The sequence below is a fragment of the Natronosporangium hydrolyticum genome (assembly GCF_016925615.1).
GTDB lineage: Bacteria > Actinomycetota > Actinomycetes > Mycobacteriales > Micromonosporaceae > Natronosporangium > Natronosporangium hydrolyticum.
Window position 1 is genome coordinate 3,495,723 of record NZ_CP070499.1, and the last position, 21,110, is coordinate 3,516,832.

Below are 21,110 nucleotides of genomic sequence, written 5' to 3' on the forward strand. Positions count from 1 at the left end.
ACCTACGAGGCGCCGGAACCGAAACGAGAGGACCGCTGCTGATGGCGCGGCCAGCCCGACCAGTCCTGAGCCGGCAACGCATCATCGAGACGGCGACGACGATCATCGACACCGAGGGCCTACCCGCGCTCTCCACCCGGCGGCTCGCCCGGGAACTGCGGGTCCAGGCCCCCTCGCTCTACAACCACTTCGCCACCAAAGAGGAGATCCTCGACGCGGTCGGCGACGCGATCATCGCCGGCGTGGACCTGTCGATGTTCGGCCGGGACGCGTGGCCCGACGCGCTGCGTAGCTGGGCTCACGCCTACCGGGCGGCCTACGCCGCGCACCCGAACGTAGTGCCCTTCCTGGTCCACGGCCCTGGCCGGCGGCCGGCGGCGCTCCGGTTGGCCGACGCGGTCTACGGTGCGCTCGTCGACGCCGGCTGGCCACCCCGGTACGCCACCCGGATCGGGGCCACCATGCGGTTCTTCATCGCCGGCTCCGCGCTCGGCTCGTTCGCGCTCGGCTTCCCCGCCGATCCGGCGCTCTACGACGAGAACTATCCCCATCTGACCGACGCGCACCGGTTGAGCGAACACCGCAGCGAGGTCGACGACGGCGCTTTCGAACTCGGGCTCGAGTCACTGATCAAAGGGTTCGAGTCGCTCTACCCCGCGGTCGTCAAGCAGCCGGCAGATTGACCGCGCTGGCCAGGGCGCCGCGGTGGCGGTCGGCGGAGCCGAGCGCCACCGCGGCGGACTTGGCCCGCTTCAGAAACAGGTGGGCCGGGTGCTCCCAGGTGAAGCCGATCCCACCGTGCAGCTGCACGCACTCCTCGGCCGCGGCGACCGCCACCGGGGCGCAGAACGACTGGGCCAGGGCCGCCGCCACCACGGCCTCCCCGGCAGCGCCACCGGCCTCGGTCGACTCGGCCTGCGCCAGCACCGCCGCCGCGTAGTCGGCGACCGCCCGGGCCTGGCTGACCGCCACCCAGACATCGGCCAGCCGATGCTTCACCGCCTGAAACGACCCCACCGGCCGGCCGAACTGATGCCGGGTCCGAACATAATCCACAGTGGTATCCAGGCACCACTGTGCCACCCCGACCTGTTCGGCCGCGAGCAGCGCCGCCCCGGTGGTGAGCGCGGTGGCCACCGCTGCCGCGCCCGCCGGCGGGTCGGTCAACCGCTGCCCGACGGCCTGGCTCAGACGCAAATCGCACAGCGGGCGGGTCAGATCGAAGCTGGTCACGGAGTTACCGGTCACTCCGGCGGCGGTCGCCGGGACCGCGTACAGACCGGATTCGGTCGGCACCAGCAACGTCGTCGCGGCGCCGGCATCGGCAACCCCGACCACCGCGCCGGTGAGTAGCTGATCCTCGTCGGCGACGACGGTGGGCGCCCACCGACCTGGCGGGGTGGCGAACGGCACCGTCAACGCCGCCACCGCGTCACCCGCCGCCAGCGACCGCAGCAGCTCGTCGCGGGCGGGTCCGGGCGGGGCGGCCAGCAGCGCGGCGGTGGCCAGCACCGCGCTGCCCAGGTACGGCACGGGGGCGATCGCCCGGCCCAGCTCGGTCAGCACCACCGACACCTCGCGCCAACCGGCGCCGCCGCCCTCGTACCGCTCCGGGATCGCCAGCCCGGCCAGCCCCATCTCCCGCGCCAGGGTCTGCCACAGTCGTCGGTCCGGATCAAGATCGGCCGACTCGCACCGGGCGAGCACCTGCTCCGGTGGGCTGAGCTGGGTCAACATCTCGCGCACCGCGGCGCGGAGCTGGGTCTCGGTCTCGGTCTCGACCAGGTCGACGGCGGGCGGGGCGGTGGCCGTGGCCGGGTCGGTGGCCGCAGGCGGGTCGGTGGCCGCAGGCGGGTCGGTGGCGCGCGAGTCAGTCATCGGGGCAGGTCCTTCCAGGCGCGGTCGGTGTCTACTCGGGGTTCCGCCGGCAGCCCCAGCACCCGCTCGGCGATGACGTTCTTCAGGATCTCGGAGGTACCGCCTTCGATCGAGTTACCCTTCGCCCGCAGGTAGCGGTAGCCCGGGTTGCGGCCGAGGAAGTCGACCTGATCCGGTCGGCGCATTGTCCAGTCGTCGTAGCGCAACCCATCGTCGCCGAGCAACTCCAGCTCCAGACTGGAGATTTCCTGGTTGAGCTGGGCGAAGCTGAGCTTGACCGCGGAACCTTCGGGGCCGGGCTGCCCCGCGGCGAGGGCCTGCCGCAGCCGCTGCGAGGTCAGCCGGGCCGCCTCGGCCCGAACCCACAGCCGCAACAGTGCATCGTGGGCGCCGCTGGTGCGCAGCTCCGGGCGCTGCCGCCAGGTCTGGGCCAACAGCCCGATCGCCCCGCCCTCCCGGGGTTGGGCGCCACCGCCGATCGAGACCCGCTCGTTCATCAGGGTGGTACGCGCGACCTGCCACCCCTGCCCGACCTCGCCGAGCCGCTGCTCATCCGGGATGCGGACCTCGGTCAGGAAGACCTCGTTGAATTCGGCCTCGCCGGTGAGCTGCCGCAGCGGCCGGACCTCGACCCCCGGGGCGGTCAGGTCGCAGATGAAGTAGCTGAGGCCACTGTGCTTCGGCACCGTCGGATCGGTACGCGCCAACAGGATGCCCCAGCGGGCCTGGTGTGCGATCGAGGTCCATACCTTCTGCCCGGTGACCAGCCAACCATCGCCGTCCGGCACTGCCCGGGTCGCCACCGCCGCGAGGTCGGAGCCGGCGCCTGGTTCGCTGAAGAGCTGGCACCACACCTCCTCGCCGGTCCACAGCGGACGGAGGAAGCGTCGTCGTTGGGCGTCGGTGCCGTGGGCCAGGATGGTCGGCGCGGCCATCCCGAGACCGATACCGATCCGCCGGGGTTGGTTGTCCGGCGCGCCCGCGGCGGTAAACGCCGCGTCGACCGCCGGTTGCAGGTGCCGCGGGGCGGCCAACCCGCCGAGCCCGGCCGGGTAGTGGACCCACGCCAACCCGGCATCGAAACGCGCGGCGAGGAAGTCAGCACGCGGTGTCGTCACTGGATCATGCGCGGCCAGGAAGGCCGCCACTCGTTGCTGGACGTCGGCGGCGGTGACCGCGGGTGGATCGGTTGCCATGCGTAATCTCCCGCCCGGTGAGGAGTGACCGTCAGCCGCATCCTACCGGCGAGTAACCACTTTTGGGGATCCCACAGCACGCGTCGTGCCTGGCCACACCGTAGATGTAGTTTGTGATTCGCGTATCAAGTGTCACACTGCTACGTACCTACACACGGATAGCACGACCCCTCTTGCCTGGAGACACCCTATGACCCACACGAGCATTCCCGAACGGCCCACCTCCGCGGGAATGTACGACTACTACCTGGGCGGCGCTGCTCACACTCCGATCGACCGAGCGGCGGCTGAGCAGATCGTCCAGCTGATCCCGGCGGTCCAGGACGGCGCCTGGGCGAACCGGGGGTTCCTCCAGCGGGCGGTCCGGCGCCTCGCCTCGGAGTACGGCATCCGCCAGTTCCTCGATCTCGGCTCGGGGCTTCCGACCCAACGCAACACCCACGATGTGGTCGCCGAGTCGGTCCCCGACGGACGGGTGGTCTACGTGGACGTGGACCCGGCGGTAGTAGCGCAGGCCGCCGACCTGCTCGACGGGGTGCCGACCGCGACCGCCGTCCAGGCCGACGTCCGGGACCCGGCCGCCATCCTCGACCATCCGGAGACCCGCCGGTTGATCGACTTCTCGCAGCCGGTCGGAGTCTTGCTGGTGGCGGTGCTCCACTTCGTCGACGACGATGACGATCCGTGGGGCCTGGTCGCGCGTTACCTCGCCGCCGTACCCGCCGGCTCGTACCTGGCGCTGTCCCACAGCGCGGTCGGCGACCGACTCTCCGACCAGGTGCGCGACCTGAGCGAGCAGGTCTACCGGAATACCGCACACCCGCCTACCGATCGGTCCAAGACCGAGATTGAGCAGTTCTTCCGGGGGTTGGCGCTGGTCCCGCCGCATCCCGGAGCGCCGCCTGCGGTGACCTTCGTGGGGCTCTGGGGGGCGGAGGACCTCCCAGCGGCCGATAGCGACGGTGCCCGGATGGGCTATGCGGGGGTGGCCCGAAAGCCCTGAGCATGAAATTTGACAGCTGCACGTCTTGTGATTCACAACTTAGGAGCCTGTATGCTACTACTAGGGCTCTGCTAAGGGAGGTGAGCCGGTGACTGTTGCCTACGGCGCCACGGTCGCCAAACGCCGGCTGTCCCGCCGGCTCACCGAGCTGCGGGGCGCCACGACCTTCACCGCCAACCAGGTCTGTGACAAGTTGGGGTGGGGGCGCGGCAAGCTCGGTCGATTTGAGGGAAACACCTGGAAACGCCCGGAACTCAGCGACATCCGAGATCTGCTGCGTTTCTATCAGGTCAACGACGAGGAGCGGCGAGAGCTCGAAGAGCTCGCCCGCCGCGCTCGGGCCCGCGACTGGTGGCGCGAGTACGGCGACGTCTTCGGCGACACCGAGTTCCCCGGCTTCGAGGCGGACGCGACTCGGGTCTGCCTCTACATGCCGCTGGTCTTACCCGGGTTGTTGCAGACCCCCGCCTACACCGAGGCACAGATGAACGTGGCGACCCAGTCTCCGGACTGGCGCAAACGGACCCTGGAGGCCCGGCAACGCCGCCAGGAGATCCTGGACCGTGACGACGGCACCGCTCCCCGGCTGGAGGTCGTGGTCACCGAAGCGTCGCTGCTCTACCAGTGGGGGACCCGGGAGGACCGGCACGCCCTCTTCACGCGACTGATAGAGCTAAGCCAACGCGCCAAGGTGGACCTCCGGCTGCTGCGGTTCCAGGACGGGCTGCACCCGGGGATGTGCGGCCCGATCAACATCTTCGACTTCCCCGGTGGGGAACCTCAAGCGGTCTTCCTTGAGACCGACTTCGCGATTGAGGAGGTGAATGGACTAGCCGAGGTCGGGGCGTACAAAGAGATCTTCAGCCGGATCCGGGACGCGGCGGCAGACCCCGCCACTACCACGGCTGAGTTGACCAGATTACGGGAAAACTAGGAGAGAACATGTTCGACCTGTCTCAAGCAACCTGGCGGAAGTCCACCCGCAGCGGCCAGAACAACGGGGCCTGCGTTGAGGTGGCCGACAACCTGCCCGGCGTGATCGCGGTCCGGGACAGTAAGTGCCCGGCGATCGGCGCTCACGTCGTGGATCGGCACGACTTCGCTGCCTTCCTCGCGGACGTGAAGGCGGGCAGCTACGACCTGTAGTCAGTCCACTTCCGACTGACGACTGGTGGTAACCGCGAAGGTCCCCCGGGGTCACGCCCCCCGGGGGACCTTCGTGTGTTCGCCCTGTCTCAAGGCTTGACTGGCACTTTACAACGAGTTGCCATGGCAGCACACCCCGTCCCGGGCTGTTAATTCTCGAACCCGGAGGTTGTCAGCGCCCCGCGAAGGTCGTAATCTGTGTTTCACAGATGCGGAGTCGCGAAAGCGGATGACCAATGTGGTGTTTTCAGCTCCCACCACGGCGGCACGTCCGCACCAGACCACCCCCGAAGGAGCTTCCGCAGTGGAACCCCTCAGCTTCGCCGTCGGCGCCGGCGCGGCCGCTGCAGCCGCCCTCGGGCTAGGCGCCGGGCTCCGGCTGCACCATCGACTGCAGCGGGTCGAGGGAAACTTGGCGCGCCTACGTAACGAACTCGCTGCCGAGCGTCACGCCGCCGACCACGACCCGCTCACCGGCCTGCCCAACCGGCGGGCCTTCCAGCGGCGCGGTAGTGCGCTGCTCGCCGACCCCGGTCACCCCGCCACCGCCTGCGCGGTGATCGACCTCGACTCCTTTAAAGAGGTCAACGACACCCTGGGGCACTCCGCCGGCGATCAGGTGTTGGTCACGCTCGCCGGCCGGCTGGCCCGGCTCACCAACGAGCAGGACCTGGTCGCCCGCCTCGGCGGCGACGAGTTCGCGGCGCTGCTCACCGATGGCCGCGGCGGCCCGGCCGACCCAGACCGGCCCGCCGTCTGCCGCCCGGATCGGTTGGGCGCCCACCTCGCCGACGTGCTCGGCGCGCCGATGGTGGTCAACGGCCGGTGGCTACGGGTCACCGCCGCGGTCGGCGTGACCCCCGTTCGCCCCGGCGCCGCGCTCAACGACCTGCTACACACCGCGGACCTGGCGATGTATCGACACAAGGCCCGCTCCACCCAGCCCGCCGCCCTGGTGACATCGCCGGCCCGAGGCATTACCGGCCAACCGGTGACCGCCCCATCCACCCCGCTACTGCAAGCACCGGCGAGGTGAGGTCATGAGCACGACTCCGGTCCCCCCGTTCGTCCCCGAGGAACGCGACCCCACGCACGTCGAGCCCGCCGTCGGCTACCGATCACGCGAACCGGTCTGGGTCTACCGCCACGGCCAGTGGCACGCCGGAGCGGTCGAGGGCGCCTCGCCGATCGCGGTGATGGTCACCTACCAGCGGCAAGGTATGCGGGGCACGGTGGTCGACACGGTGCCCGCCGAGTGCCTGGTCCGCCGGGAGGAAGCACAGCCCGCCGGAGGTGAGCGATGATACTGAAACCCGCGCCGGGCACAACCCGCCAGTTCCCGCTGGTCTGGCCACCGTGGCAGCCCCCCGGCGCCGACGGGCTCGCCGCGATCGTCGCCCCCACCGCATCAATCGCCTGGGCGGACGGACTACTCGCTCGGGAAGATGAACGCCTCGTGGTGTGGGCCCCCACCGGCGCCGAACCCGAATCCCAGGCGCTCGCCCGGCTGCGCTACCCCGGAGTCCGGGCGATGACGCTGGTGCCGGCCCGCAGCGACCCCCGCTGGGTCCGCCTCGCCCTGGAGTACGCCGTCCACCTCGCCGCCGGTCGTGAGTCCGACGCGCTCAGCAGCGCCTGCCTCACCAGCTGGTCGCCGCCGGTCACCCCCTCGGGCGTCGTCCGGATCCCGCACCTGGTGACGGTCGCCCGTGACGACGCGGTCACCGACACGGTGGTTTGGGAGCTGACCTCGACCGCATCGGCTCAGCACTGGCTCGGTGGTCCACTGCCCGATCAGCACTTCTTCGAGAACCACCTGGACGCGCTGCTGCGGCTACGAGCCGCCGCCCGCCGTGGGCAGCTCCCGGTCCGGGCCGCCAACGCCGGGTTGGTGGAGCTGCTCGCCGACGCCGAGCTCTCGATTCAACTCGTCTACCAGCACGCCGCCAGATTCCGCCGGCTCCTCGGCGGCTATCTCAGCGGCCAGAGCTGACCGCTCAGCGCTGGCCCTTCGGCTTCCGTTTCGCCACTCCGCGGGACTCCATCCCGGCGTAGCCGCTGGGCGCCTCCGGCTCCTTCTCCCCCTCCGGCCCGCCAGCATCCTGGTCGGCGAAGGTCACCTCGCTATGCTCCTCGGCGAAGTCACCCCCGAGCGGCGGCGGTTCCGCCGCAGGTTCGACCTGTTCCGGCGCCTGCTCCGGGACGTCGTCCTCCGCCGACCTCCCCGAATCATGGTGGTGTGATGTGCTCATGTCGCCTCCCTCTGGTGTCAGCTGCATTAGTTCAGTGGAGCCTCGGCAAGATCTCCTTGGCGTACAGCTCGAAGAACCCTTCGTGGTATGGGCCGCTGTTGGCCACGTAGACCTCGTCGTACCCGGCATCGGTGTAGGCCTGGATCCGGCGCCGGTGCTCCTCGGGGTCGGGGCCGCAGACGAAGGTGTCACGGACCTGCTCGGCGGTGACCAACGAGGCCGCCTGCTCCACATGCCGCGGCGTGGCCAGCACCTGGGCGAGTTCACCGGGTAACCCCACGTTCGGCCACAGCCGGTGGGCTAGCTGGACCGCCTCTTGCTCGTCCGGCGCGTAGCAGGCCTTGAACGACCCTTGCGCCGGCTTCCCGCCGCCACCATGCTCCCGAAACCCAGCCACCGGCTCGGGCTGTGGCGCCACGCTGATGAACCCGTCGCCGATCCGGCCAGCGAGCTGCACCGCCTTGGGCCCGAAGGCCGACACGTAGACCGGCGGCGGCCGATCCGGCAGCGTGTAGAGGCGGGCCTGGGAGACGGTGTAATGGCGACCCCGAAAGTTGACCATCCGGCCGGACCACAACTCCCGCATCACCGTGACCGCTTCCTCCAACATCTCCAACCGGACGCTCGCGCTCGGCCACGCGTCACCGAAGATGAGTTCGTTGAGGGCCTCACCCGAACCCACCCCCAGCACGAACCGGTCTCCGGTGAGCACCGAACTGGTGGCGGCGGCCTGTGCCAGTACTGCGGGGTGGATCCGCATGGTCGGGCAGGTCACCGCGGTAGTGATCGGCAGCTGGCAGGCCTGGCTGAGCGCACCGATCATCGACCAGACAAACGGGCTCTCGCCCTGGGTGTCGGTCCAGGGGTGGTAGTGATCCGAGATCCACAGCGCCTCGAAACCGGCGCGCTCCGCGGCCTGTGCCTGCGCCAGCAACTGCGCCGGCCCGAACTCCTCGGTGGCGAGAAAGTAGCCGATCTTCATGATCCGCCTCCTGCCGATGGGCCGGGTGCTGGCAGATCTGTTCCCGAGCCAGGCGAGCCGAAACGTGGAACCGCCCACTGCTGCTGTGGCGCGGCTCACCGGCGGAGCCCGATGGTCAGGTTTGGCCCGCGCAGCGCTCGGGTATTTCTTGGTCAGCGGCCAGCTGGGGGGATGACACGTCAGGCAGCTTGGCCGGGGGGTGCCGCTGGTGGGGTGGCTGGTTCAGCCACCCCACCAGCGCTGTACTCGTTCCCGCTGCGGCGTTGGTCAGCTGGTGCCACAGAGGCGCCGGAGAGGACGAAGTCCGCCGGGCCGGCATCGAGTTAGGTCGCCCGGACCCAGTGCGACCCCTCAGCCCGGTCGAATGTACGCCACTCGACGCGCCCTGTCGGCCATAGGTCACCCGACCTATGTCGAGCTTCTACCACCCCACTGCAGGTGTCAATAGTTTGGCGACCCATCGAATTAAGCGAACATTGATGATCGCTGAGATGAGCCGGGCATCCCGGCGGCGGAGCGGCGACGGGCCACCAACGCCCGTCCGACGACGCAATGCGGCGGCCGCGGTCGCTGTGGGCTAAGCGACCGCGGCCGCCGGCTGACCGGCTGGGCGGGCCGGTCAGCTACCCGTGGAGCAGGTGAGGCCGTCCTCTGGGGCGGTCACGTCGAGCAGGTAGCTGTGGACCGCGTCGTTGACGCAGCCGGACTGGGGGTAGACCGTATGCCCCTCCCCCTCGTAGGTCAGCACCACGCCGGTGCCGAGCAGGTCCGCCAATCGGGGCGTCGACTCGTACGGTGTGGCCGGATCGCCGGTGGTGCCGATGACCAGGATCGGCGGCGCCCCCTCTGCCTCCCCGTACGGGTACGGGTCGGGCTCGCCGGGCCACAACACACACTCCAGTGCCATCACCGCCAGCGGGGCTCCGAAGAGGGGATGCGCTTCCCGCTGTTGCTCCTGCCGCGTCCGAACCTCCGCAACGGTCAGCTCGGAGTCGCTGTCGGCGCAGTTGATCGCGGCGTTCGCGTCGAACATGTTGGGGTAGCTGCCGTTACCGTCGCGGCCACTGTAGAGGTCCGCCAAGGTGAAGACACCCCGCGGGTCGCCCTGGCCCAGGTCGTGGATCGCGGTGGCGAGCTGTGGCCACAACTCCTCAACGTAGAGCGACGACACCACCGCGTAGAACACCCAGCCGGCGGTCGCGTCCCGATCGCCCGGGCCCGGCACCGGGTCCTGCCGCGCCTGCTCGATCGCGTCGGTCACCACCGCGCGGGCATCGTCACCGAGCGGGCACTGCCCCGGGGTCGCCGCGCACCAGGCGGCGAAGTTGTCGAACGCCCGCTCGAAGCCAGCGGCCTGACCGCCCTCCGTGGCGCCCTCGGCGGCCCCTTCCACCCCACGGCTGGGGTCGACCGCACCGTCGAGAACCAGCGCCCGCACATTGTCCGGGTAGAGGTGGGCGTAGACCGCGCCGAGCAGGGTGCCGTAGGAGTAGCCCAGGTAGCTCAACTGCTCGTCGCCGACCGCCTCCCGGATCGCGTCCAGGTCGTGCGCGGTCTGCCGGGTGGAGTAGTAGCTCAAGCCATCCCCGTGCGCGTCGTCGCACTTGTCGACCCGCTGCTGCGCCGCGTCGACGGCGGCGTCGAAGTCGGCGTCGCTGACCGGGTCCGGGTCGGCGCCGAAGGATTCGTCCAGGTCGGCATCGGTGAAACAGGAGACCGGGCTCGACCGGGCGACCCCGCGGGGATCGAAGCCGACCAGATCAAAATCGTCCATCACCGCATCCGGCAGACCGCCCAGCAACGGCTGCAACGAGAGATAGACTGCGGCGTCCACACCCGACGCACCGGGACCGCCCGGGTTGACCACCAGCGAGCCGATCCGATCCGGATCGTCACCCTTGCGGACCCGGACCAACGCCAGGTCGAAGGTGTCACCCGAGTCGGGCTCGGCCCAGTCCTGCGGCACCGGCAAGGTGGTGCACTCATAGGTCCGACCGGCGGTCAACAGGCTGGCGGCGACCCCGGTGATCAGATCCATGACGATGCCGGGCAGCACGCCGGCCGGCATCGCTTGCGACAGCGCCTCCCGGGGCAGCTCCGGGCACGGTTCCCACACCACGTCGGTATCCCAGGCCGCCGGAGCGTGGGTGGGCTCCGGCTCGGCCGGCTCCTCCGTCACTCCGTTACAGCCGGCGGCGGTGACAGCGGTGGCCAGCAGGACCGCGATCGCGATCCGGGGGGTACGTTTCATGTCCGGCAGGTTAGCCGGCCCACGCAAACCCGATTCCTATTCATGATCCAACGTGATCTTCGCCAACACCTCTTCGGGAGTGAGCGCGCTGGCGGGATGGTGGCTCAGGCACAACGGCGCCTGCAGCTTGCGGAAGCCGGCACCCTCGATCGCGGCGTAGAACTCACCCTTGCCCAGCCGCCCGATGTCCGGCACCTCCCCCGCCTTGGCCCGCGCCAACTCCTTCGCCGCGGCGATCTGCGCGGGCACGTTGAGCAGTCCGAAGAACTGCGTCGACGCGTTGCCGGAGATCTGATTGTGCAGGCTCTTCGGCGCCTGGGTAGCGAAGACCAACCCCAGGCCGTACTTGCGGGCCTGGGCGGTGAGCGCGATCGTGCTCTGGGTGCACGGCGTCATCCCCTGCGCCGGGGCCAGGGTCGCCGCCTCATCCATGACGAAGAGACCGCCGAGCGGCCGGTCGCCGGCCGGGTGCTGTTTGATCCAGGCGAACAGCGCCAGCTGCAGCTGGTTGACGAAGCTCTGCTTGCTCTCGTTGGAGGCCAAGCCGACGAAGCTAACCACCGAGATCCGGGAGCGCCGGCCCGGCGCCGGGGTCAGCAGCACCCCCGGGTCCACTGGCGCGCCGACCTCGCTGGCGAAGAGTCGATCGTTGACCGTCGCGGCCCGCAGATTCTGGGCGAGTTCGTTGGCGAGCTTTGTCGCCTCGTCGAGCTGGCTGACGCCCTCCGGCAACTCCGAGAGCAGCTCGATGAACCCAGCCAGCTCGCTGCTGCCCTGCCTGCCATAGTGGCGCAGCGCCTCCCGCAGCACCGCCTGGCCGCGGCTCGCCTTCGGCGTCTTGCCCTCCACCCGGGCCCGTGGTGCCAGCGCCGCCACCGCCGCCTCCACGGCCTGCTCGAACTCATCTGGATCGCCGCGGACTTCGGCGAAATCGGGCAGCGGCTGGAAGCTCAACGGTCGGCCGGCGAGGGTGCCCGGGGTCCAGATCACCACCTCGGTATGGGCGAGGTAGTCGGCGGCGGCGGCTTCGTCGCCGGGCCACCAACCGGCGGGCGGCTCCGGCCACGGGTCGCCCAACCGCGCCAGGTCGTTGTTCGGGTCCAGCACGATCGCGGAGACGCCCTGCCGGGCACACTCCTCGACCAGCCGTCGAATCAGAACGGTCTTACCCGACCCGGAGCCGGCGAAGATCACGGTGTGTCGGCGCAACGCCGCCAAGTCGACGCCGACCGGCTCGCCGTCCTCCCTGGCTCTGCCAACCAGGACCGCGGGTGCCGTCGACGCTTCGCTGTCGGGTTTGTGGGGTGGCAAGGGCTCCGTGCCTATCGTTCCGGACCCCTCCGGCGTCGTGTCGTCGAGCCCCGGGGCAAGGTCCTCGACGACGTCGAGGAAGGCTGCCTGGAACAGCGCAATGCCGTGCGCCGGTCGCCTGGCCGCCAGCCATGGCCGCAACGCGTCGATCCCGCGCGCCTCTAACAACTCCCGCAGCGCAGTCAAGGTTCGGACGTCGTCGTCCGGCAGCGGCAGCACCTCCCCGCCAGCTTTGTGGAAGGTCTCCAGCGTCTCAGCTGTACGCCGGCCGCGATTCCAATCTTCGTTGCGGAGCAGGAACAGCCGTCGCTTCGGTACCCCCTCGGTGAGCCCGGCCGCGGTCATCGCGTTTCGGACCCGATTGAGCTCTGAGTTGCCGTGGGCCGGGGCGACCGCCCGGAAGCACCAGTGGACCTCGTCCTCGCGCTGCTCGGCGAGGCTGCGCCGGAGGCGGGCATGCAACGCCGGCCTCCGGCCCGGGGGAGGGTCGACATAGAAGCCCGCGCCCGCGGCGTCCGCCTCCGCTATCCATATCGTCAGGCCGGCGTGCAGCAACCCCGGCATCCGCGTGTCCTCACTCCGAAGCGCCAGGGCAAGGGTCGGATCGACGCTCGCCCGCAGCTCGGCGAACTCCTGGTCCAAGGAGACCAGCTCCGCCTCGGTGGCGCGCCGCGCCGGGCGGCCGGCCGGGCGCTGAGGGGTGTCACGCAGGTCCGAGAGCTCCCGGACCTCGCCGTCCCGTAGACACGCCCGCACATGCGTATCGACGGTTATCAGCAGTTGGCGGGGGGTGAACTTCCTCGCGCGAGCGAACGCGACCGGTGCGATCGGCCAGGTCGGATACGGCGGGGTGAAGCCCACCTCGGCGAATCGTTCCGTGAACCTCCTCGCCACGAGCTGTTCGGCCAGCTCCGGAGTCGGAATACGCCACAGGGTCGCGGTCGGCTTGAACCGGTCCTGCACCGTATCGGTCGCGTAGTTGCGCACCATCTCCCAGACCTGCGGCAGACAGGAGACTATCGAGAGCGTCCGCCGAGTCGCTTCCCGTAGCGCCATCAGCCCGCCCGCAACCTGCTCCAAAACAAGCGCTTGCCGTAAGCGGTCCTCCGGGGATCCCGCGAGCCCGGTCTCGCTGCCGGCCGCCGACTTCACTGACTGAGCGATAAGCAGATCGATCTGGTCGACCGCGATGACGGTCGGGCCGGTCAGCGCGAGCAAGCGGGAGAGCTCTCGGACCACATCCTGGGAGGTGTGCCGGCTGCGCCGGATGCCCCACCGCGCCCGCTCGCCGTGTTCGCCCTCGTCGTTGCCGCAGAGGTACGCATGGCCGATGTCCTGCTGTTCGAAAACGTCGGAGGCCAGCAACACCAACGCCCGCAGCGTGTGCTGGCAGGCCATCCCGACCTGCGGACTGGCCTTGCGGAGCTGATCGACGAACGCGTCCAGGCTCGCCCGGGAAAGTTCAGCCTCCCCGACCGCCGCCTGCCGCACTGCCGGCGGGGCCCCAACCAGCTCAGCCAGCCGGCGTAGGAATCCGGTAAGCTGGCTGCCCTCGCCCGCATCCCGCGGCAGATCCTCCACCATCGAAAGCGCAGCGCTACGCCAGAAGGTGCTCGCGTCCCGCAGGCCAATCAAGAAGAAGTAACCGTCGGCCAGATGGAGCTGCTCGCGCACCCAGCCCAGCAGATGCGTCTTGCCGGAGCCGCGTTGCCCTAGGACCGCGACCCCGACCGGGCTGGATCCGTCGCTACGCACGGCATCAGCGATGCCTGCGAGGATGGTTCTCTCTGCTTGCAGGTGCAAGCCCGCCACATGGAACGGTGTCGCACGCCAAACGTCATCGGGGGTGGGCGCCCAGTTGAAGCTGAGCGCTTCCAACGCGTCGCGTTCGGCCTCGTTCATTCCGGACCGATCGATATCAAATGCTTCTGCTGATTTCCGATCCACACCGCTGCCGCCCGGTCCGCATCGGTCAGGGCCAGTTGGTCAGAGGCTGGGGCCAGGGCGACCTGTGGATCGTCACTGAGCTCCAGCAGAGCTTCATCGACCTCGTCGCTGGCTGCGGCGCCTAGGAGCGGCCGCAGCTGCGCGAGCCGGACCCAGCCGCCGGGCCGGTCGACGAGCTCTTGGTACGCCTTGCGGGCCCGGGCCGCCAACTCCGAGGTGTTCGCTGGCGAGTGGGTCAGCGGATCCTCCCTGGAGAAGAACTCGGGTAGGCTGATGCCGAGCCGGTCCAACCCTCGCTGCACATTGGCCAGCAGTGCATACGCCGCGCCCCCGCCGGCACCGAGCCCCGGCGGGACCGGGACCTCGGCCTGCTGGCGACCCCACCGCCACCCCGCCTCTGTGAGCTCCAGGTGATACCGCTGGCCCTCTCGGCGGGCCGAGATCAACTCCGCCGTCACCAGCCGCTCACGGAAATTCTTCTTGAGCTCGCACCGGAAGTGGTTGGTGAGTTCTGAGTTCGCCACCTCCCGAGCCTCCGCCATGAGGATCATCAATACCGAGCGCTGCACCAGGGTCAGCTTCTCGTCCGACATCCCGAGTCCCTTCACGTCCGGGGCGGCGCCGCCCCAAGCCCAGAAATGTTGGCCGGTCTCGTCCCCCTGAGCATATCCCGCGATCGTCCTACATCAATCTACGATCATTCGATAGGCTTCGTTCAAACATCGGCCGCTTGTCGCTGATTGTCGCATGAGGATGAGCCGATCATGCGACCCGCCTGCGGGGGCGGTGCCTCCTATGATGGCGAGGTTTGAACGGAGGTCGATTGTGGCGGCAACCCAGATCGTCAGCTATCAGGTCGATGATCAGACAACAGTGGAGATTGAGGCCGCCCTGGCAGAGGGCTACCTGCCAGCGGGCAGGGGGGAAGACGTAGTCGGGTGGGTCAAGCAGGCCGCAGCGCCATCGATCCGGGCTGCTGGCGTCGTGTTGGCGCAAGCCCAGGAGCTGGCCCCCGACGAGGTCTCGGTCACCTTCGGGGTAAAGGTCGCGGGCCGGGTCAACTGGCTGGTGGCGCAGACCGCCAGCGAGGGAACCTTCCAGGTGGCCCTCACCTGGCGACGGAGTTCGGACGGTTAACCGGGTGCCGACCCGCCTCACCTCGCCCCCGGACTCGTGGACCGCCGCGGTCCACCCGGGCCCGGACGACTGCCGGATCCTCGGCACCGGCGTGGTCATCGCCGAGCACCGCGTCCTGACCAGCGCACACATACTGCGAACCGCACAGGGGCGGCGCAATCGCGTCTGGGTCGCCTTCCCCAAGGCCGGCGTGCCCTACCAGGAACGGCGGGAAGCCCACTGCCGATTCATCGGGGATCCCCGCGATCTCGACCTTGCCGTGCTGGAGCTGGTGCACCCCGCCCCGGCAGCGGCACTGCCGGCTCGAATACGCTGTGTACCCGCGGACGAACTCCGCAACCTTGACTGGTGGACGTTCGGATTTCCAGCTAGCCACCAGGGCGCCGGCAACGAAGCGCACGGCCGGGTCGGCGCGACGCTGAGCTACGGCACGGTCCAGCTGGAGGTCCACCCGGCTTCCCTGCTTGATCAAGGCTTCAGCGGCAGCGGCGTCTGGGCCTCGGAGTACGCTGCGGTGGTAGGACTGGTGACCGCCGCTGCCGCGGTCGGCCGTGGCCAGGGCAACGGCTTTGCCTTGACCCTTGACTGGATCGACCACGAACTGCCCGATCTGGAGCTGCGCCGGATCGGACGCTGGCGCGCCGAGGCGGCCGACGACCGGGCGCTGGCGGCCTGGGGGTGGCGCCGCCGGCCCGATCCGGCACTCGGACGGCACTGGTCGCCACGCAGCCAGGGGGTGCTCAGCAGCGAGGAGCCGGGATGCGGTTTCCACGGTAGACGGCGGGCGCTGACCGACCTGCTGGAGTGGCTGAACGCGCTCCCCGACGGGCGATTGTTGGTGGTCACCGGCTCGCCCGGGGTAGGCAAGTCGGCGCTACTCGGCAGGATCGTGACCACCTCAGATCCCGAGTTGTCGGCGCAACTGCCCGCTCAGGACGACGCTCTCCGGGCGCCACTCGGGTCGGTCACCTGCGCGGTGCACGCCAGCGGAAAGACCGCTACCGAGGTCGCCGCCGAAATCGCCCGCGCCGCCTCGGTAGCCATTCCCGCAAGTGCTGAGGAGCTGGTGCCGGTGCTGCGACGCCGGCTACGCCTTCAGCCGGGCCGGTTCACCCTGATCCTGGACGCGCTCGACGAGATGGCCTCACCCGACCAACCGCGGCTCATCCAGCAGGTGCTCCCCTTGCTGGTCGAGCCTGGTCCAGGGGCGGCCCAGGTCGTCGTTGCTACCCGCCGCGCCGATCAGCAGGGTGACCTGCTCGAGGCATTTGCCGACTCCGCCGTCGTCATGGATCTCGACCGACATCCCTATATGGCCGAGGCTGACCTGGTCGCCTACGCCACCGCCGTACTCCAGCGGTGGGGAGCAGACCGTGCCGACCACCCGTACCGACCAGCGGCCGCAGCCGCGCCGGTCGCCCAGCGAATCGCGGCGTGCTCCGGCGGCAACTTCCTGATCGCGGGACTGATCGCACGAGGCCATGCCCGGGACGACACCGAGCCGGTCGACCCGGCCGACGTCTCCTTCTCACCAACCGTCGATGCCGCCCTCGAGTCGTACCTGGCCGGACTGGCGCCGGTCGGGACCAGCTCAGCCAGACTTGCGCTCACGGTGCTGGCCTATGCGGAGTCGCCCGGGATTCCGCTGCCGATGTGGCACGCTGGGATCGCCGCGCTCGGCGGAGATGCCGAAGAGCTTCAGCTGGCGGAGTTCGCTCACGGGCCTGCGGCTAACTTTCTCGTAGGCACCGACTCTGGTCCGTCAGTGCGGGGTTACCGACTGTTTCACCAGGCGCTCGCCGACGCGCTCCGGCGCGCCCGAGAGACGAGCGGCGTCAGCAACGCTGCTGACCAGGCCAGTCTGTTGGCCGTGTGGCTCCGACAAGGCCGTGGCACTGGCTGGACCACCGCCTACGACTACCTGCTGCGGCGGTTGCCGGTCCACGCGGAACAGGCGGGAGCGGTGGACGAACTGCTCTGCGACGACAGTTACCTGCTGCATGCGGACCTCGCGGCGATCAGTCGAGTGACCCAGGCGGCGGGCTCGGGGCTTAGCCGACGCCGCGCCCGGTTGCTACACCGGACACCTCAAGCGGTTACCGCCGAACCGATGACCCGTGCGGCGTTGTTCTCCGTGTCTGACCTCATCGACCAGCTAGCGACCGGCTTGCCCGCGAGTCGTGCGCCGTATCAAGGACGTTGGGCACACACCCGCCCCCGCGGCGAGCACACATCGCTCGAGGGCCACACGACCGCCGTACTCGCCGTCTCCTCCGTACCAGGGCCCGAGGGTGATCTGCTCGCCTCGGCCGGCGCCGATGGCACGATCCGGCTCTGGGACCCCGCGACCGGCCAGCCCAAACGCGTGCTCGATGGTCACACCGACCAGGTGTACGCCCTCTGTGCGCTGCCCGGCTGCCTCGGTTACTCGCTCGCCTCGGCCGGCGCCGACCACACCGTACGGGTCTGGGACGTGGTGAGGGGCGAGCCCGGGCCGGTCATGGCCGGCCACACCGATTGGGTCCGTGGGCTGTGCGCGATCACCGTAGCCGAGCGACCGCTGCTCGCCTCGGCCAGCGACGACCACACGGTCCGGCTCTGGGACCCCATGAGCGGTGACCAGCTCGGCAAGCTGCCGCACCCCGGCTGGGTCACGGCGGTCTGCCCGGTCACGGTAGCGGGCACGACGCTACTCGCCACTGCTGGTCTCGATCTCCCGGTTACGTTGTGGGATCCGGGCACCGGGGAGCGGGTTGGCGAATTCGCCGCTCCGCCCTACTGGTTAACCTCGCTGGCGGCAGTCTCCGTCGCGGAGCGGGAACTGCTCGCCGGTGCCGGATACGGCAACGGGCTCTGGTTATGGGATCCCGGCAACGGTCAGCCCGGCCAACTGGCGGCTGCGATCGACGCTCCGGTAGCTGCGTTGGCCACGCTACCGCCCGGCGGGCGAAGTCAGCTCGCAGCGGCGGGCGAAGACCGCTTAGTCAGGCTATGGGACCCGGCCACGGGCCGACTGGGCCCGGTACTGGCTGGCCACACCGACCAGGTAAGGGGAGTCTGCGCCGTCAAGGCCGGTGGTCGATCACTGCTCGCCTCCGCTGGCGACGACGGCACCGTTCGACTGTGGGATCCGAGCACCGGGGCAGCTGAGCGGGTGCTTGACGGCGCTGGGCTGGTGGCCCGGTTGGCGCTGTCGACCGCTGCTCACCCCAGAGTAGTCGCCGCCGCTGGTGGGGACGGTGATGTCCACCTCTTCGATCTGGTTACCGGTCGTCCGGGGAGACGGCTCGCCGCCGGCCCGGCCGCTGCCACCAGCATCTGCCCCCTGCCAGCTTCAGTTACTAGCTTCGCGGTCGGTACGGACCATGGCGCTGTCCAGCTATGGGAGCCGGAGAGCGGCTCGATCCGGATGCTCTCAGCAGGTCGTCCCGGCGCTCCGATCACAGGCGTCGCAGCCGTGGCCGGTCCAGCGGGCTACCTAGTCGCTGCCGCCAGCGATGACGAATGGGTCCGGCTTTGGCGCTTGGAGACCCGTAACCTGGAGCTGGTGCTTCACCACCTGTGCCGGGTGACCGCGATCTGCGCCGTGCCGACCTCCGGTGGCGAGCAGCTACTCGCCACCGCAGACGAGGACGGCGTGGTGCGGCTGTGGGACCCGGCCAGCGGAGAACGGCTCCACAGCCTTCGAGGGCACCACGCCGCCGCCACCGCGCTGTGCTCGGTCACCACCGGCGGGCGGCAGTTGCTCGCCTCGGCCAGCGAAGACCGGGGCATCCTGGTCTGGGACCCGGAGACCGGCGACCGGGTCGCCACCTTGCCGGGCCACTCTGGACGGGTAACTGACCTGTGCCCGGTCCAGATCGGCGAGGGCGACCAGCTGCTCGCCTCCACCAGCGAAGACCGCACGGTGCGGCTCTGGGAGCCGGCCAGCGGCGCCTGCCGGCATCAGATCCCCGTCTACCATCCCGCCCTCGCCTGCCGGTACACCGACGGCATCCTGGTGCTCGGGTTGACCGCCGGCATCCTCGCCATCGACCTCCGGCCGACCCTACTCTGACCGTGCTGGCGCGCCCGGTCGCCAGGCCCGGGACGCCGCTGGTCGCCACCCACCGCCGAGCGCCCGAAGTGCATTGAGGATGACCACCACGTCGATCCCCTCCTGCACCACCGCGCCGACCGCCGGCGGCAGTTGCCCGAACGCGGCAACCGCCATCGCCGCCAGTGACAGCGCCATCCCCACTGCCGCGCTCTGGGTCGCGATCCGGCGGGTACGGGCGGCGATCGCGACGGTGTCAGCGAGCCGTTCCAGCTCGTCCACGGTCATCACCGCGTCGGCTACCTCGGCCGCCACGGTGGCGCCGCGCGCCCCCATCGCCACCCCGACGTCGGCGGTGGCCAGCGCCGGGGCGTCGTTCACACCGTCGCCGACCATGACCGTCACCCCGCGGCGGGTCTCCTGTCGCACCCGTTCGACCTTGTCTGCCGGGGTGCAACCGGCCACCACCTCGTCGACTCCGACGGACCGCCCGACCTGCTCCGCCACCAGCTCCCGGTCCCCGGTCACCATGATCAGCCGTCGCAGCCCGGCTGCCCGCAGCCGGTTGACCGTGGCGGCGGCGTCCGGCCGGATCGGGTCCCGCAGCCGCAGCCCACCGGCCAGGCCACCGTCGAGGCTCACCCAGGCGATCGCGCTGCCATCGCTCGCTGCCCGGTGCCGCAGCGCCACCGCCCAGGGCGGTGGATGCCCATCGAGCTGCCCGACCCGGACCGGTTCGCCGTCGACCAGCCCGTGGATGCCCGCCCCGGGCTCCTCGGTGACCTCGGTCGGCACCGGCAGCGGCAACGACCGTGCGACCGCCGCCTGCACGATCGCGGTAGCGAGCACATGTGGCGAGAGCTGCTCCAACGCCGCGGCGGCCCGGAGCACCCGGTCGCCATCGACGCCGGGGGCCGGGACCGTCTCGGCCAACTCCGGGCGTCCGCCGGTGAGCGTGCCGGTCTTGTCCAGCAGCAGCGTCTCCGCCCGGCCGAGCCGTTCCAGGGTTCCGCCGCCGCGCACCACCACGCCCCGTCGGGCGGCCCGGGACATGCCGGCGACGATCGCGATCGGCACCGCCAACAGCAGCGGGCACGGGGTAGCCACCACCAACACCGCGACTGCCCGCACCGGGTCGCCCGAGAGCAACCAGGCAAGTCCGGCGACGAGCAGCGAGGCTGGCAGAAACCAGGTCGCGTACCGGTCGGCGAGCCGGACCGCGGGCGCCGTCTCGGCGGTGGCCGCCCGCGCTAGTTCGACGATCCCGGCGTAGGTGCTCTGATCAGCCGTGGCGGTGGCGAGCAGCCCGAACCCGGGCCCGGCGTTGATCACACCGCTGGCGACCGCCTCCCCCACCGCCCGCTCGACCGGCCTCGACTCGCCGGTGAGCACCGATTCGTCGAGCACCGCCGGGTCCTCCGCGACCCCGTCGACCGGCGCTACCTCACCCGGGGCGACCAGCAGCCGGTCACCGGCGGACACCTGCGCCAGCGGCACCACCTCGACGGCGCCCTCGGCGGTTCGCCGACGCGCGCTGCGCGGGGCGTGCGCGACCAACGCGCTCAGGTCGCGGGCGGCTCGGCGCTCCGCGTACGCCTCCAGCGTGCGGCCGGTGGCGAGCATCAGGCCGACGATCGCGCCAGCGAGATACTCGCCCACGGCGAGGCTGCCGGCGAGCGCGAGGACCGCGATCGCGTCCACCCCGGTCTGGCCGCGGCGAAGCGCCCGCACCACCCAGTAGCACGCGGGCACCAGCGACACCACCGTCGCCGCCGCCCACAACACCTCGGCGCCGGTCGGCACCCCGGCCAACCAACCGGCGCCGCCCAGGACGAGCAGGGCGCCCACTAAGGCCAGCAGCGTCCAACTAATGGTCGGCTGGTCCGGGCTGCGCTGCGCCATCGTCACCTCCGGCACCGATCAGCCGGCCGCGGCCGGCGTCACTCACCCATCATCCTGCGCAACGTCGGC

17 protein-coding genes are annotated in these 21,110 nt (G+C 70.3%); 9 read left to right on the forward strand and 8 right to left on the reverse strand.

Annotated features, from left to right (window positions below; genetic code table 11):
• Window positions 1-41: 41 nt before the first annotated feature.
• Window positions 42-683, forward strand: coding sequence for a TetR/AcrR family transcriptional regulator (locus tag JQS43_RS15535; protein WP_239675107.1), 642 nt, complete (start codon window positions 42-44; stop codon window positions 681-683).
• On the opposite strand, the gene JQS43_RS15540 is transcribed toward JQS43_RS15535, so the two are convergent.
• Window positions 664-1,878, reverse strand: coding sequence for an acyl-CoA dehydrogenase family protein (locus JQS43_RS15540; RefSeq protein WP_239675108.1), 1,215 nt, complete (start codon window positions 1,876-1,878; stop codon window positions 664-666). The two genes, JQS43_RS15535 and JQS43_RS15540, sit on opposite strands and share 20 nt — an antisense overlap.
• Window positions 1,875-3,074, reverse strand: coding sequence for an acyl-CoA dehydrogenase family protein (locus JQS43_RS15545; RefSeq protein WP_239675109.1), 1,200 nt, complete (start codon window positions 3,072-3,074; stop codon window positions 1,875-1,877). Before JQS43_RS15545 ends, JQS43_RS15540 begins: the two co-directional genes overlap by 4 nt.
• A gap of 190 nt (window positions 3,075-3,264) precedes the next feature.
• Here JQS43_RS15545 and JQS43_RS15550 point away from each other — a divergent pair, with 190 nt between their 5' ends.
• The 6 genes from JQS43_RS15550 (at window position 3,265) to JQS43_RS15575 (ending at window position 7,216) form a co-directional block, all read left to right on the forward strand.
• Window positions 3,265-4,077, forward strand: a complete 813-nt coding sequence (locus JQS43_RS15550; RefSeq protein WP_239675110.1) for an SAM-dependent methyltransferase — start codon at window positions 3,265-3,267, stop codon at window positions 4,075-4,077.
• An 88-nt stretch (window positions 4,078-4,165) separates the two neighbouring features.
• Window positions 4,166-5,011: a helix-turn-helix domain-containing protein gene (locus JQS43_RS15555; protein ID WP_239675111.1), complete on the forward strand. Its 846-nt coding sequence runs from the start codon at window positions 4,166-4,168 to the stop codon at window positions 5,009-5,011.
• A gap of 8 nt (window positions 5,012-5,019) precedes the next feature.
• Window positions 5,020-5,223, forward strand: a complete 204-nt coding sequence (locus JQS43_RS15560; protein ID WP_239675112.1) for a DUF397 domain-containing protein — start codon at window positions 5,020-5,022, stop codon at window positions 5,221-5,223.
• Window positions 5,224-5,527: 304 nt separating this feature from the next.
• Window positions 5,528-6,259: a GGDEF domain-containing protein gene (locus tag JQS43_RS15565; protein ID WP_239675113.1), complete on the forward strand. Its 732-nt coding sequence runs from the start codon at window positions 5,528-5,530 to the stop codon at window positions 6,257-6,259.
• Window positions 6,260-6,263: 4 nt separating this feature from the next.
• Entirely contained in the window at window positions 6,264-6,527 is a 264-nt protein-coding gene (locus tag JQS43_RS15570) for a hypothetical protein (protein ID WP_239675114.1), read from the forward strand.
• Window positions 6,524-7,216: a hypothetical protein gene (locus JQS43_RS15575; RefSeq protein ID WP_239675115.1), complete on the forward strand. Its 693-nt coding sequence runs from the start codon at window positions 6,524-6,526 to the stop codon at window positions 7,214-7,216. The genes JQS43_RS15570 and JQS43_RS15575 overlap by 4 nt, the downstream gene beginning before the upstream one ends.
• Window positions 7,217-7,220: 4 nt before the next feature.
• On the opposite strand, the gene JQS43_RS15580 is transcribed toward JQS43_RS15575, so the two are convergent.
• The 5 genes from JQS43_RS15580 to JQS43_RS15600 form a co-directional block, all read right to left on the reverse strand.
• Complete coding sequence (locus tag JQS43_RS15580; RefSeq protein WP_239675116.1) at window positions 7,221-7,475, reverse strand: hypothetical protein; 255 nt, start codon at window positions 7,473-7,475, stop codon at window positions 7,221-7,223.
• A 31-nt stretch (window positions 7,476-7,506) separates the two neighbouring features.
• Window positions 7,507-8,457, reverse strand: a complete 951-nt coding sequence (locus JQS43_RS15585; protein ID WP_239675117.1) for a TIGR03557 family F420-dependent LLM class oxidoreductase — start codon at window positions 8,455-8,457, stop codon at window positions 7,507-7,509.
• 619 nt (window positions 8,458-9,076) lie between these two features.
• Window positions 9,077-10,708: an alpha/beta hydrolase gene (locus JQS43_RS15590; protein ID WP_239675118.1), complete on the reverse strand. Its 1,632-nt coding sequence runs from the start codon at window positions 10,706-10,708 to the stop codon at window positions 9,077-9,079.
• A gap of 36 nt (window positions 10,709-10,744) precedes the next feature.
• The gene (locus JQS43_RS15595; protein ID WP_338037120.1) at window positions 10,745-13,774 is read right to left on the reverse strand and encodes a helicase HerA domain-containing protein; all 3,030 of its coding nucleotides are present in this window, start codon (window positions 13,772-13,774) and stop codon (window positions 10,745-10,747) included.
• Window positions 13,775-13,917: 143 nt separating this feature from the next.
• Window positions 13,918-14,559 (reverse strand): hypothetical protein, encoded by a 642-nt coding sequence (locus tag JQS43_RS15600; RefSeq protein ID WP_239675120.1) that lies wholly within the window; start codon window positions 14,557-14,559, stop codon window positions 13,918-13,920.
• 232 nt (window positions 14,560-14,791) lie between these two features.
• Here JQS43_RS15600 and JQS43_RS15605 point away from each other — a divergent pair, with 232 nt between their 5' ends.
• Both JQS43_RS15605 and JQS43_RS15610 read left to right on the forward strand, forming a co-directional pair.
• The gene (locus tag JQS43_RS15605) at window positions 14,792-15,103 is read left to right on the forward strand and encodes a CU044_2847 family protein (protein ID WP_239675121.1); all 312 of its coding nucleotides are present in this window, start codon (window positions 14,792-14,794) and stop codon (window positions 15,101-15,103) included.
• A gap of 4 nt (window positions 15,104-15,107) precedes the next feature.
• Window positions 15,108-19,160 carry an AAA family ATPase gene (locus JQS43_RS15610; protein WP_239675122.1) on the forward strand — a complete coding sequence of 1,351 codons (4,053 nt, stop codon included), beginning with the start codon at window positions 15,108-15,110 and terminating at the stop codon, window positions 19,158-19,160.
• Here the strand turns inward: JQS43_RS15610 and JQS43_RS15615 are convergent.
• A complete protein-coding gene (locus JQS43_RS15615) occupies window positions 19,152-21,041 on the reverse strand; it encodes a heavy metal translocating P-type ATPase (protein ID WP_239675123.1) in 1,890 nt (629 codons plus the stop codon). The two genes, JQS43_RS15610 and JQS43_RS15615, sit on opposite strands and share 9 nt — an antisense overlap.
• Window positions 21,042-21,110: the final 69 nt, after the last annotated feature.